This is a genomic window from Lysobacter sp. A289 (assembly GCF_054072675.1).
In genome coordinates this window covers 97,123-109,517 of record NZ_JBSVRN010000002.1, presented here as the reverse complement: position 1 = coordinate 109,517, position 12,395 = coordinate 97,123, and the positions used below count along the sequence as shown (strand labels likewise).

The 12,395-nt window shown below is 63.1% G+C and carries 7 protein-coding genes; 2 read left to right on the top strand and 5 right to left on the bottom strand.

Annotation, left to right across the window (positions count from 1 at the left end):
• Positions 1–33 precede the first annotated feature (33 nt).
• Positions 34–1,191: a GlxA family transcriptional regulator gene (locus tag ACW5DN_RS12540; protein WP_456963150.1), complete on the bottom strand. Its 1,158-nt coding sequence runs from the start codon at positions 1,189–1,191 to the stop codon at positions 34–36.
• Positions 1,192–1,560: 369 nt separating this feature from the next.
• Here ACW5DN_RS12540 and ACW5DN_RS12535 point away from each other — a divergent pair, with 369 nt between their 5' ends.
• Together ACW5DN_RS12535 and ACW5DN_RS12530 are read left to right on the top strand one after the other, a co-directional pair.
• A complete protein-coding gene (locus tag ACW5DN_RS12535) occupies positions 1,561–2,613 on the top strand; it encodes an NAD(P)-dependent alcohol dehydrogenase (RefSeq protein ID WP_456963149.1) in 1,053 nt (350 codons plus the stop codon).
• Between the two features lie 17 nt (positions 2,614–2,630).
• Complete coding sequence (locus ACW5DN_RS12530) at positions 2,631–3,800, top strand: serine hydrolase domain-containing protein (protein ID WP_456963148.1); 1,170 nt, start codon at positions 2,631–2,633, stop codon at positions 3,798–3,800.
• Positions 3,801–3,843: 43 nt separating this feature from the next.
• Here ACW5DN_RS12530 and ACW5DN_RS12525 read toward each other — a convergent pair whose 3' ends face one another.
• The 4 genes from ACW5DN_RS12525 to ACW5DN_RS12510 form a co-directional block, all read right to left on the bottom strand.
• Positions 3,844–5,037, bottom strand: coding sequence for a serine hydrolase domain-containing protein (locus ACW5DN_RS12525; RefSeq protein WP_456963147.1), 1,194 nt, complete (start codon positions 5,035–5,037; stop codon positions 3,844–3,846).
• Positions 5,038–5,306: 269 nt separating this feature from the next.
• The gene (locus tag ACW5DN_RS12520) at positions 5,307–6,992 is read right to left on the bottom strand and encodes a reverse transcriptase domain-containing protein (protein WP_456963146.1); all 1,686 of its coding nucleotides are present in this window, start codon (positions 6,990–6,992) and stop codon (positions 5,307–5,309) included.
• Between the two features lie 275 nt (positions 6,993–7,267).
• Positions 7,268–9,973, bottom strand: coding sequence for a pyruvate dehydrogenase (acetyl-transferring), homodimeric type (gene aceE, locus ACW5DN_RS12515; protein ID WP_456963145.1), 2,706 nt, complete (start codon positions 9,971–9,973; stop codon positions 7,268–7,270).
• A gap of 88 nt (positions 9,974–10,061) precedes the next feature.
• The gene (locus tag ACW5DN_RS12510; RefSeq protein ID WP_456963144.1) at positions 10,062–12,344 is read right to left on the bottom strand and encodes an NADP-dependent malic enzyme; all 2,283 of its coding nucleotides are present in this window, start codon (positions 12,342–12,344) and stop codon (positions 10,062–10,064) included.
• Positions 12,345–12,395 lie beyond the last annotated feature (51 nt).

Sequence of the window (12,395 nt, the reverse complement as noted above, 5' to 3'; positions counted from 1 at the left end):
GCTTGCGCCGGATCGTGACAGAACAGCGCGATTTCATGACACCGGGAATGTTTCCTGGTGCCGGAACCGGGCGCGGTATTGCGCGGGAGTCACGCCAAGGCGTTCCCTGAAGACGATCCGCATGCGGTCCGCGGTCCCGAAACCGCAGTCGTATGCCACGGTCTTCAATGGCAGGTCGCTGCTTTCCAGGACCTTGCGGGCCGCGTCGATCCGTGCCCGCAGGACGAACTCGTGCGGGGTGATTCCGGTTTCCTGGACGAAATGGCGGATCAGGTTCCGCGGACTCATGTCTGCCACGCCGGCAAGCGACTTGAGCGCGTGCCGCTGGGCGGGATGCGCCGCGACGTGTTGCTGGACGAGCGCCACCGATGACGTGGGATCGACGGGAGGCGTGAGATAGGGGCTGAACTGGGATTGGCCGCCCTGACGCTGCGCCACCACGACGAGCCGCTTGGCGACGGCCACGGCCACCTGCGGCCCATGACGCTGACCGACCAGCGCCAAGGCAAGGTCGATCCCCGCCGTGACGCCGGCAGACGTGATGAGTCGGCCGTCCCGGACATAGATCGAATCGGCTTCGACTTTCGCTTCGGGGAACATGCGTGCCAGCTGGGCGGCACTCTGCCAGTGGGTCGTGACCCTCCGGCCATCGAGCAGGCCGGCGTGGCCGAGCACGAATGCGCCCGTGCAGATCGAACCGTAGGTCATCGACCTGCGCGGCGCTTCCCCCACCCACTCCAGCAGTTCGGCATCGGGCACCGTGTCCGGCAGCTCCGGCCCGCCTGCCACCAGGATGATGTCGAAGTCGCGTCGCGCCTCTTCGAACGTCGTGTCGGCCACCACCAGCATGCCGCCGGATGTCCGCAGCGGCTTACGATCCGCTGCAACCAGGACCGTCTTGTAATGGTCCCCGGCCGGAACATGACCGTTTGCCTCGGCAAACACGTCGACCGGCCCGGCGACGTCCAGCGCCTGCACATGCTCGTGTATTGCAATCGCGATCGTAAGTGTCGCCACGTGACCTCCGCTTCCTGCCCCGCGATTGACGCGGCTGTACACCGGGTCATCGCGGGCAGACAAGCTTAAGCGTGTTTCGGCGGCTGGGATGCGCGGCTTTCCGACCGATTGGGGTAAAGGCAGCTCATCGAGCGTCGCGAACGAGATCTTGCGCGACCACCATGGCTTCAGCATCGTCGCTGGCCAACGGGACGGCCAAGCGCCACTCGTCATCGGATCGCTCTGCTGATTTTTTGATCTCGTCCGCATCGACCGAGCTGACGGTGCACAACTGCCTGGCCTATCGGCTGGAAACGCATGGAAACATCTATGCGTGGGAGTTCGAGAAGGCCGCGAAGACGATCAATGTCCGCCCGCATCGTGCTCGAAGCGCTCAAAGCCTCCGCAGCTTAACGAGCATGCCGGCAAGGTCGCGATCAAGATTGACTGACTGCACGCAGCGTGTTCCCCACGGCATAGCCTGACCTCAGGCACTCGGCGGGCGTAACGTGCAGGTCGTATTCTCCAAGAACTAGTTTTCCGATCGACACAGGAGTCCTCACCATGACCATCCAAGCCTATGGCGCCCATGCGGGCGACCAACCACTCGAACCCATGCAGATCACCCGGCGTGCGCCGGGCGCGCAGGACGTGCAGATCGACATCGCCTATTGCGGCGTGTGCCACTCCGACCTCCACCAGGTGCGTGCGGAATGGGCGGGCACCGTCTTCCCGTGCGTGCCCGGTCACGAGATCGTCGGCAAGGTGAAAGACGTCGGATCCGACGTCACCGACTTCAAGCCGGGCGATCTGGTCGGCGTCGGCTGCATCGTCGACAGCTGCCAGCATTGCGAGGAGTGCGACGCTGGCCTGGAGAACTACTGCGACCGCATGGTCGGCACCTACAACGGCCGGACGCCGGACGCGCCCGGCCACACGCTGGGCGGCTACTCGCAGCAAATTGTCGTGCACGAACGCTACGTGCTGCGCGTCCGCCACCCCGAAGAACAACTGGCTGCCGTGGCGCCACTGCTGTGCGCGGGCATCACCACCTGGTCGCCGCTGCGCCACTGGAAGGTGGGGCCGGGCAAGAAGGTCGGCGTGGTCGGTATCGGCGGGCTCGGGCACATGGGCATCAAGCTGGCGCATGCGATGGGTGCCCACGTCGTCGCGTTCACCACGTCCGAATCCAAGCGCGAGGCGGCCAAGGCACTGGGCGCGGATGAGGTCGTCGTCTCGCGCAATGCCGATGAGATGGCGGCGCATGCCAAGAGCCTGGACTTCATCCTCAATACCGTCGCCGCGCCACACGATCTGGATGCCTTCTTCGTGCTGCTCAAGCGCGACGGCACGATGACCCTGGTTGGCGCGCCGGCCACGCCGCATCCCTCGCCGCAGGTGTTCAACCTGATCGCGAAACGCCGCAGCCTGGCGGGCTCGCTGATCGGCGGCATCCCGGAGACGCAGGAAATGCTGGATTTCTGCGCCGAGCACGACATCGTGGCGGACATCGAGATGATCCGCGCCGATGAAATCAACGAGGCCTACGAACGCATGCTCAAGGGCGACGTGAAATACCGGTTCGTGATCGACAACGCTTCTTTGAATAGTCAGTAATACCTGTTGGAGGGGTCATGAAGGAAAGCAGAAATTCGAGCCGCGTCCTGGCACTGTGCGCGGCGCTTGTGTTGTCGTGGGCCTGCCTGCAGCCTGCCATGGCCCAAGGCATTGAACACAGGCTGGAAGAGCTGATGGCCGAGCACGGGACGGTTGGCCTGGCAGTCGTGGTGGTCAAGGACAATGCCGTCGTCTATGGCAACAGCCTCGGCTGGAAGGACAGGGAGGCGAGGATTCCCCTCGAACAGGACGACGTCTTCCGGATCGCCTCCATCTCCAAGTCGTTCGCCGTGACCTCGATCTTTCAGCTGGTGGAGCAAGGCCGAATCTCGCTGGATGATGACGTCGGCGAGTTGGTCGGATTCCCGTTGCGCAACCCCGGATTCCCGGACCGGGTGATCACGCTCGGGATGCTGCTGAACCATACCTCGTCGATCACCGACAAGCAGCGATACAGCAGCCTCGACATCATCAATCCAGGCGTCAACGCCACCTGGCAGGACAGCTACGCCGACCGTGCCCCCGGCGAGCGGTACGAGTACTCCAACCTCGGCTACAACCTGGTCGGGACGATCGTGGAGCGTGTATCCGGGCAGCGGTTCGATGCCTACGTAAAGGCACATGTGCTCGATCCGCTCGGGCTGTACGGCGGCTATGCGCCGGAAGCGTTGGATGCGGACCGCTTCGCGCGGATCTACCGCTGGCGCGAGGGCGAGGGATTCGTGCGCTCGGACCAGGCGTATGCGCCCCTGGGTGAGCGCCTGGACGGCTACACGATGGGCTACAGCACGCCGATGTTCTCTCCGACCGGGGGTCTCAAGGTCTCGGCGCCCGACTTGGCCAAGTACATGCTGATGCACATGAACCATGGCGAATGGAATGGCGTGCGGATCATCGCAGCCGAACACGCGAAGGCGATGCAGACGCCCACGGTCGAAGTCGACGAGGATGCCGGATACGGCCTGGCCATTCGCATCGACAGGGCTCTGATTCCCGGAGTCGTGCTGAGCGGACACACCGGGTCCGCCTACGGGCTATACAGCTCCATGTTCTTCGACGCGGAGAAAAAGTACGGCTTCGTGGTGATCACCAACGGAACCCGGGACACGGAAGTGCGGACCGAGGTTAACAGGGCCCTGTACCAGCACTTCATCGCGGAAACCGCGGGGCACTCGAAGGGGGAGTAGATCCTTCAGCGTGCCGAGCGTCCGTCATTGCGTGTATTGCACTTTACCGATCCGCATCCACTGCATGCTTGACCGCGGCCACGAACCCGCGCCGCGCGGCGACCAGCTCCTTCGACGTCGCCTGCGGCCAGGCCGCGACCTGGGCGATGACCAGCCGGCGCGCGGGATCGACGTAGACCATCTGGCCGAAGATGCCGATCGCCGCATAGCTGCCATCGGTATCAGTCCACCACAGGTACCCGTAGCCGCGCTCGGGCGCGTCCACGCTTTCCTGCTCACGCACCGCGCCTTGCAGCCAGGCCTCGGCGATCACCGGCTCGCCCGCGATGCGGCCACCGTGGAGCATGAATTGCCCCAGCCGCGCGTAGTCGGCCAAGGTCGCCGACAGACCGCTGCCGCCGGTGTCGCTGCCATCGCATTCGTCCTTGATCCAGGTCGCATCGTCCGCCATGCCATACGGCTTCCAGATCACGTCTGACAGGTAGGCGGCCAGCGAACGGCGCGTCGCGCGCTCCACCACGATGCCGAGCAGGTCGGTCTCGGCGGTGTTGTAGTTCCAGTGCGTGCCGGCCGGCCATTGCCGCGGCAGCTTCATCAAGTACGACAGCACGTGCGCACGGCCGTCGACACAGGCACCGCGATACATCTGCGCCACGTCCGACTCCGCGTCGGCATAGTCCTCGTTCCAACGCACGCCCGACGTCATCGTCAGCAACTGCTGCACCGTGACATCGGCGTACGCACTGTCGCGTAACTCCGGAATGTAGGTGACCAGCGCGTCGTCCAGGCTGGCGATATGCCCCTGCTGCAGCGCGATGCCGAGCAAGGCGGACGTGACGGACTTGGCGACCGAGAACGACTCCCAGCGCTGCTCCGGCCCGAAGTCCAACGCGTAGCGCTGCACGCGGACACGACCGTCCTGCAGCACCATCACGCCGGCGATGTGGTGTTGGTCCATGTAGTTGCCCAACCACGACGAATCGGCCGCCTCGCCCAACGTCAGCGGTTGGCCTTCCGCCAACTCGCGGACATGCGTACCGCGCTCGACGCGGTCGCTGGGGAAGCGCCGATCCATCTGCCGGAACTCCGCCTCGCGCTGCGCCTGCGGCCAGAACAGCACCGCCTCGCGTTGCTCGCCGATGGTCGGAGTGGGCGATGACTCGCTAGCGGCCAGCGAGAGCGGTGCGGTCAGGAAGATCGCAACCGCGAGCAGTCGAATGAAGCTGTTGGGACGCATGGCAGCGCATATCGGAGTGGTTGCAGGAAGGTCATTCTACTGACGTGTACCGCGCGCCTCAGAGGCCGACCGGGATTCCAGCCTCGACTGAGTTCAAAATTCGCGTGGCGCTTAGGTCTGCTCTCGGCCAGAAGCGGTTATTGGGAAGTGAACCTGACCCGTTTTCGCGACCTGACACGCCGGCCCAACGCTTCTACGCATTGTTACGCTTAATTCGAGGAATAGATGCTGAGACATCCGCCTAATGCGTTATGCCTAATGCGTTATTTTTAAGTAATTGCGGATATCATCTCATTGACATGTCGAATACTGATCAACTCATCTGCATTTCCAGCGTTCGCAAGACCCTTATGCACAAATCCAAGCAATCGCATTTCAGCATCGAACGCGGGGGCACCACTTAATCCGCCAAGAATCGACCCACCTAGGAGCCTTATTTTGTGTACGCCGCTGGCGATTACCAACCCTCCAACGACATGTTTTTGAAGAACCGCCTTATGGCCGGGAAAATACTGGGGATATCCGACAGTCCAACATTCGACACCGCTATCGGGAAGCTTCCCACTAGTGAAACGAACTCTGGTCTCGGCTCGTGACTCCTGAGCGAGCTCAAGTATTGCCACGTCGCGTGCTTTGCATCCACTCACTACTTGACATGACAGCAACACTGAGGGGTGATTTTCCCGCCTTACGCTGATATATGGAAACGCAACATCATTTTCGTCAAAAACGACGTGATATGCGGTGATTATGTGCCCGTCAGCCGTCGTGAAGCCGCTGCCATTTCCATTAGGCGGATCGTAGAGGTCGTCGGTCGCAGCTCCCGCGACGATCCAGATTCCAAACTTCGATCGGCTAAGCTCGGTGATTATCTCAATGTCCGGCACTTTTAAACCGGACTCACCCGCTACCGCGTTGAACCGGGCAGCAATGCCCGCTGCGACCCAATCAGTCCTGCCACGCACCATCGAAAGGTATGCAGATTGACCGTGAATATGGCGAAGAACCTTGTGCTTACCTACTTGCACTTGCTCTTCTGGAAACATGTCCAACGCAACTTTATCGACACCGAATTTCTCTACCGCATAGATCTTCGATTCGAGTCTGCGTAGCCATCGGCGGGGAATGTTTACTTTTTTATTTACCACCAAACCAGTAACAGATTTCCGCGAAACTCCAGTCTCCACGCGAAACTTTGCATGATTTACTGAGAATCCTTCCGCTGTGATTTCTCCTGCAAGATGCGGCGCGATTACGTAATGCTCACTATCATCTAGTTGCGCGAACTCAGCCAGCCTACTTGCTGGCTGAGCAAACGAAATTGTTATATCGTCCACATAACGACTGTACCTCGCACCATATCTACCTGCGAGGCGCCCAAGTCGCTTGTCTAGACCCGCTGCGATGATATTGGACAATACTGGCGAAGTGATTCCGCCGGCCGTCAGTCGCCCCTGATATGTACATGCGTGCGCCAGTATGTTGGCCGCTGCCCACGGAAGCCCGAGGGGCTGAGATAAAAACAGTCCTCTTATGCGATAAAAGGAGATACTTCCGAAGAAATCTTCCAAGTCCAGATTTATTAATGTTCGACGAGCAACGTGAATTTTGGCGTTGCTAACTATGCTCTCGCCGGCAATAAATCCGAAAGCGCCGTCGGGCCGTCTATATATTTCTTCCAAAACGGGCCTAACTGCCGTCTGGATCTTGCGGCAGGTTTTTCTGGGGCTTGCGATCCTCCGGTAGCCACCGGACTTTTTGGGCAGCAAGAAAACCTTGCACCGCTGCCGCCGGCCATATAGACCTTCGAGAAGCGCAGCAGCACTCATATCCAAATGTGCTGCAAGCTGACGATGGCTAAAAGCCGATTGCAATTGAGCCAGCGTAAGCACAGGGCGATCAACCTGAAGTTCGAAAGTGCAGGCCCCGCAGGCTTTCACATATACCAACTTCACTTCCGACACGCCAAGTTGCGCGCGGAGCTGTATTAGCAACCATTGAACTATCCGCCTCAGTCTGTCGGCGAAGGTTAAACACTACGCGGGGCCTGCGCATGTAGCTTAGCCGACGTTGAGGGTAAGTGACCAGCCGCCTATACGTGCATGCGATTAATTGCTCTCCGGGCGCGAGTCACCGCGCGCTACAGCTGTGCAACCCAGGAAAGATCCATAGTCGCGGCAGCTTTCCAAGTAGAGCATCTGCAGGAGTCGGCCCATCTTTTTACCCTACCTCAAACCCCCAACGGGTTCGGCTTCTCCGCATCGATCTTGTACGTCTTGATCGCCCTTGCCACATCCTTCGCGGTCATCTTGCCTTCCGCTGCCAACGCCGCGATCGCTGCGTGGGCGACGTAGTAGCGGTCGACCTCGAAGTGGCGACGCAGGTTGGCGCGGGTGTCGCTGCGGCCGAAGCCGTCGGTGCCCAGTACCGTGTAGTGCATCGGGACGTAGGCGCGGACCTGTTCGGCGTAGGTGCGGATGTAGTCGGTGGCGGCAATCGCCGGACCCTGGCGGCCTTCCAGCAGGGCGGTGATGTGGGCCTTGCGTGGGGTCTTCGCTTCGGGGTGGAAGCGGTTTTGGCGTTCGACGTCGGCACCGTCGCGGGCGAGTTCGTTGAAGCTGGGGCAGGACCAGATGTCGGCGATCACGCCGAAGTCCTTCTCCAGCAATTCGGCCGCGGCGATGACTTCGCGCAGTATGGTGCCACTGCCCAGCAGCTGCACGCGCAGCTGGTCTTTCTTCGGCTTGCCGGCGTCGTGGAACAGGTACATGCCCTTGATGATCCCTTCGGCGCTGCCTTCGGGCATCGCCGGGTGGGCGTAGTTCTCGTTCATCAGGGTGACGTAGTAGTACTCGTCATGCTGGTCGGCGAGCATGCGCTGCATGCCGTGCTGGATGATGGTCACCACTTCGTAGCTGAAGGTCGGGTCGTAGCTGCGGCAGTTCGGGATCAGCCCGGCCTGCACCATGCTGTGGCCGTCCTCGTGCTGCAGGCCTTCGCCGTTGAGGGTGGTGCGGCCGGCAGTGGCGCCGAGCAGGAAGCCGCGCGCGCGCATGTCGCCGGCCTGCCAGGCGGCGTCGCCGACGCGCTGGAAACCGAACATCGAGTAGTAGATGTAGAACGGCAGCAGGGCGAGGTCGTTGCTGCTGTAGCTGGTGGCGCAGGCGAGCCAGGAGGCGAACGCGCCAGCCTCGGTGATGCCTTCCTGCAGCACCTGCCCGGCGGTGTCCTCGCGGTAGTACATCAGCTGGTCGCGGTCGACCGGCTTGTACTTCTGGCCGAACGGGGCGTAGATGCCGATCTGCCGGAACAGGCCTTCCATGCCGAAGGTGCGCGCCTCGTCGGCGACGATCGGCACCAGCCGCGGGCCGACCTGCTTGTCCCGCAGGGAGATGTTGAGCATCTGCACGAACGCCATCGTGGTGCTGATCTCGCGCTCGCCGGTGGACTTGAGCAGGCGCTCGTAGGTCGCCAGCGGCGGCACTTCAAACTGTTGCGTAGCCTTGCGACGGCGCTGCGGCAGGAAGCCGCCGAGGGCCTTGCGGCGCTCGAGCAGGTATTCGATCTCCGGCGAGTCCTTGCCGGGGTGGTAGAACGGCACCGCGCCGTCCTTGAGCTGGTCGTCAGTCACCGGGATGGCGAAGCGGTCGCGGAACGCGCGCACGTCATCGTCATCCATCTTCTTGGTGCCGTGGGCCGGGTTGAGCGACTCGCCGGCCACGCCCATGCCGTAGCCCTTGACCGTCTTGGCCAGGATCACGGTCGGCATGCCCTTGGTGTTCACCGCCTGGTGGTAGGAGGCGTAGACCTTGTGCGGGTCGTGGCCGCCGCGGTTGAGGCGCCAGACGTCCTCGTCGCTGAGGTTGGCGACCAGCTGTGCGGTCTCCGGGTACTTGCCGAAGAAATGCTCGCGGGTGTACGCGCCGCCGAAGGCCTTGCAGTTCTGGTACTCGCCGTCGACGGTTTCCATCATCAGCTGGCGCAACTTGCCGCTGGTGTCGCGGGCCAGCAACGGATCCCAGTAACTGCCCCAGATGTTCTTGATGACGTTCCAGCCGGCGCCGCGGAACTGGCCTTCCAGTTCCTGGATGATCTTGCCGTTGCCGCGCACCGGGCCGTCCAGGCGCTGCAGGTTGCAGTTGACGACGAAGATCAGGTTGTCCAGGCCCTCGCGACCGGCGACCGAAATCGCGCCGAGGGATTCGGGCTCGTCGGTCTCGCCGTCGCCGAGGAAGCACCAGACCTTGCGGTCGGTCTTGGGCATCAGGCCGCGGCCTTCCAGGTACTTGAAGTTGCGCGCCTGGTAGATCGCGCTGATCGGGCCCAGGCCCATCGACACAGTCGGGGTCTGCCAGTAGTCCGGCATCAACCACGGGTGCGGGTAGGAGCTGATGCCGCGGCCGTCGACCTCCATGCGGAAGTTGTCGAGCTGGTCTTCACTGAAGCGGCCTTCCAGGAACGAGCGCGCGTAGATGCCCGGCGAACCGTGGCCCTGGATGAACAGCAGGTCGCCCGGGTGGTCTTCGCTCGGGGCGCGCCAGAAGTGGTTGAAACCGACGTCATACAGCGTCGCCGAGGAACCGAAGGTGGCGATGTGCCCGCCCAGGTCGCCGGGCTTGCGGTTGGCCCGCACCACCATCGCCATTGCGTTCCAGCGGATGATCGAGCGGATTTTCCACTCCATCGCCGCATCACCGGGGCTCTTGGCCTCCAGTTGGGTCGGGATGGTGTTGATGTACTCGGTGGTCGGGTCGAACGGCAGGTGCGCACCAGCGCGGCGCGAGACTTCGACCATGCGCTCCAGCAACTGGTGCGCGCGGTCGGTGCCGTCGCGCTGGATTACCGCTTCCACCGATTCGACCCACTCCTTGGTCTCGGTAGGGTCCGGATCGTTCTGCAGCAGCTCGTTGAGCGGGCTCTCGTAGGTCTGGGTCATGCGCCTCGCGACCCCTTGGCCGCGCCTCGTAATCAAGTGGGATCTATGCCGTCATTCTACCGCGCCGCCGCGATGGCGGCGCGCTTACCTATCCGCCACGACTGGCGCGGATCTGGGCGTCGACCGCCGCGATCGCGGTCATGTTGACCACCCGGCGTGACGTCGCATCCGAGGTCAGGATGTGGGCCGGTTTGTCCAACCCCATCAGGATCGGGCCAATCGCCACGCCGTCGGTGGCAACACGGAACATGTTGTAGGTGATGTTGGCCGCGTCCAGGTTGGGCAGCACGAACAAGTTCGCGCGTCCGCTCAGGGTGGTGTTGGGGAAGATGCGCTTGCGCAGCGCCTCGTTCCATGCGGTGTCGCCCATCATCTCGCCGTCGACCTCGAGTTTGGGCTGGCGTGCCTTGAGGAGCTCGCGCACCTTGCGCATCTTCGCCGCCGACGGGTTGTCGTGGCTGCCGTAGTTGGAGTGCGACAGCAGCGCGACCTTCGGCTCCACCCCGAACAGCTTCAGCCGGTAGGTCGCCTGCAGGGTCGCCTCGGCGATCTGCTCGGCGCTGGGGTCAAGCTGGACGTGGGTGTCCAGGAAGAACCACGCGCCGGCGTCGTTGATCACCCCGGTCATCGCGGCGGTGCCGGCGATACCGCGATCGAAGTCGAAGATGCTGCGCAGGTAGCCAAGCTTCTTGTGGAAGCGCCCGACGATGCCGCAGATCATCGCATCGGCTTCGCCCCGCTCCACCATCAAGGCCGCGATCAGGCTCGGACGCGAGCGGATCAGGCTCTTGGCCGCCTCGATGGTGACGCCGCGGCGCTCGGTCAGGGCGTGGTACTGCTGCCAATAATCGTGGAAGCGCGGGTCGTCGTGGATGTTGGTCAGCTCGAAATCCACGCCCTGGCGCATGCGCAGCCCGAGCCGGTCGATGCGGGTCTGGATCACTTCCGGGCGGCCGACCAGGATCGGCGTGGCCAAGCCCTCGTCGATCACCGTCTGCACCGCGCGCAACACGACTTCTTCCTCACCTTCGGCATAGACCACGCGTTTGCGGTCGCTGCGGGCGCGGTCGTAGACCGGCTTCATCAGCAGGCCGGTGCGGTGGACGAACTGGCCGAGCTTCTCCTCGTAGGCCGCTATGTCCTCGATCGGACGGGTGGCCACGCCGGACGCCATGGCCGCACGCGCCACGGCGGACGACACCATCACCATCAGGCGCGGGTCGAACGGGCGCGGGATCAGGTATTCCGGGCCGAAGGTCGGCACGTCGCCGCCGTAGGCCGAAGCCAGGTCGCCGGCTTCCATCCGCGCCAGCTGGGCGATCGCATGCACGCAGGCGAGCTTCATTTCCTCATTGATCACGGTTGCGCCGACATCCAGCGCACCGCGGAAGATGTACGGGAAGCAGACCGCGTTGTTGACCTGGTTGGGATAGTCCGAGCGGCCGGTGGCGAGGATTGCGTCCGGACGCACCGCCTTGGCGGCGTCGGGCAGGATCTCGGGGTACGGGTTGGCCAGCGCCAGGATGATCGGCTGCTCGGCCATGGTCACGACCATTTCCGGCTTCAGGATGCCGCCGGCAGACAACCCCAGGAACACGTCCGCGCCAGCGACGATCTCGGCCAGCTCGCGCTTGTCGGTGTCGCGGGCGTAACGCGCCTTCTCCGGGTCCAGGCCGGGACGGTCGCGGTAGAGCACGCCATCGCGGTCGAAGGCGAAGATGTTCTCGTGCCGTGCGCCCATCGCGACCAGCATGTCCAGGCAGGCGATGCCCGCCGCGCCGACGCCGGTGGTGGCGATGCGGACGTCCTCGATTTTCTTGCCGACCACTTCCAGGGCGTTGAACACCGCCGCGCCGACGATGATCGCGGTGCCGTGCTGGTCGTCATGGAAGACCGGGATCTTCATCCGCTCGCGCAGCTTGCGCTCGACGATGAAGCACTCCGGCGCCTTGATGTCCTCCAGGTTGATGCCGCCGAAGGTCGGTTCCATCGCCGCGATGATGTCGACCAGCTTGTCGGGGTCGCGCTCGTCGAGTTCGATGTCGAACACGTCGATGCCGGCGAACTTCTGGAACAGGATGCCCTTGCCTTCCATTACCGGTTTACCAGCCAGCGGGCCGATGTCGCCCAGGCCCAGCACTGCGGTGCCGTTGGTGATCACCGCCACCAGGTTGCCGCGCGCGGTGTAGTCGCGGGCGGTATTGGGGTCGTCGACGATCGCCTCGCAGGCATAGGCCACCCCGGGCGAGTACGCCAGCGCCAGGTCACGCTGGGTCACCATCGCCTTGGTCGGGGTGACCTTGATCTTCCCGGGCGGGTGCTGGCTGTGGTAGTCGAGGGCGGCTTGCTTGAAATCGTCGGTATTGGACATTGCGGGAGGGCACGGCTGGAAGGACGCTCGATTCTACCGTTCGTGGCAACG

Bases quoted from the DNA above. Each gene is read 5' to 3' on its own strand.
- ACW5DN_RS12540 (WP_456963150.1), bottom strand. From the start codon at position 1,191: ATGCTGAAGCCATGGTGGTCGCGCAAGATCTCGTTCGCGACGCTCGAT.
- ACW5DN_RS12535 (WP_456963149.1), top strand. From the start codon at position 1,561: ATGACCATCCAAGCCTATGGCGCCCATGCGGGCGACCAACCACTCGAA.
- ACW5DN_RS12530 (WP_456963148.1), top strand. From the start codon at position 2,631: ATGAAGGAAAGCAGAAATTCGAGCCGCGTCCTGGCACTGTGCGCGGCG.
- ACW5DN_RS12525 (WP_456963147.1), bottom strand. From the start codon at position 5,037: ATGCGTCCCAACAGCTTCATTCGACTGCTCGCGGTTGCGATCTTCCTG.
- aceE (WP_456963145.1), bottom strand. From the start codon at position 9,973: ATGACCCAGACCTACGAGAGCCCGCTCAACGAGCTGCTGCAGAACGAT.
- ACW5DN_RS12510 (WP_456963144.1), bottom strand. From the start codon at position 12,344: ATGTCCAATACCGACGATTTCAAGCAAGCCGCCCTCGACTACCACAGC.